Below are 1,055 nucleotides of genomic sequence, written 5' to 3'. Positions count from 1 at the left end.
ACTTTGCTTGTGTTCATCGACGATGCCACCAGCAGCTTGATGGAACTGCGGTTTGTTTGCTCAGAAAGCGCTTTTAACTATTTTGAAGCACTGGAGACCTATCTGACCACTCATGGCCGCCCGGTTGCATTCTATTCGGACAAGCATTCCGTGTTCCGCGTCAATAAGACGGAAGCTAAGGGTGGCCAAGGCATGACCCAGTTTGGCCGGGCACTGGCCGAGCTGAACATTGAGATCTTATGCGCCAAATCCAGCCAGGCCAAAGGCCGCGTTGAGCGGGCCAACCGCACACTTCAAGACCGTTTGGTAAAAGCGATGAGACTGGCCAATATCAGCACGATCGAAGCGGCGAACGCGTTTTTGCCGCAGTTTATGGCCCACTATAATGCAAAATTTGCCAAGGCTCCTGCGCGCAGAGACGATTTGCATCGTGCGTTGAATGTGAATGAGGATCAGCTTTCAACGATCTTGTGTTGGAAGGAGAAGCGTTATGTGTCGGGGCAGCTTGCAGTCTCCTATGATCGCAAGCGGATCATTTTGGAAGAGAACGACGTGACCTGCGCCCTGCCCGGTAAATATGTAGAGACCCGCCAGTTTGCAGTTGGCCGTCTGGAAGTTCTTTGGAATGGATTTTCTTTGCCGTTCAAGGTGTTCGACAAGGATCAACGCGTATCGCATGCGGCTGTCACTGAGAACAAGCGTCTTGGTGAGGTGCTGTCCTGGATCAAAGAACAGCAGGAGGCGGACCTACCGCCGCCGAAGGTCAAGTCAGCCAGCGAGAAAGGCGGCTATAAGAAGCGTGAGCGCAAGCCTCGAGGCCGACCGAGTGTGTTTGACGATCCGCAGTACATTGCAAAGCGGAGGAAGGAACGCTCTAAGATTGAAGCTGCTGAATAGACCCTTGGTGAGGGGTGTTGCCTTTGTCAGCTTAACCGCCGCCGGCCAACTTCAGGGTCACTTTCCAGGTGGAGTGCTACGGACCAAAGTGGCGTCTTATAATAGGTGCCGTCCTCAAGAAGGTCGCGCCCTTCCCTGTCTTCTTGCAAGAGGCCGAG

General features: G+C 53.6%; 1 protein-coding gene. It reads left to right on the top strand.

Features of this window, described 5'->3' with window-relative positions; translation table 11 throughout:
• A partial coding sequence (locus TRICHSKD4_RS27750) for an ISNCY family transposase (protein WP_050763575.1) occupies nucleotides 1–897 on the top strand: 897 nt, incomplete at its 5' end.
• Between the last annotated feature and the right edge of the window lie 158 nt (nucleotides 898–1,055).

Origin of the sequence: Roseibium sp. TrichSKD4 (genome assembly GCF_000148725.1) — a bacterium.
Lineage (GTDB): Bacteria > Pseudomonadota > Alphaproteobacteria > Rhizobiales > Stappiaceae > Roseibium.
The sequence above is the reverse complement of the archived record's forward strand: the minus strand, read 5'-3'. Positions and strand labels throughout refer to the sequence as shown.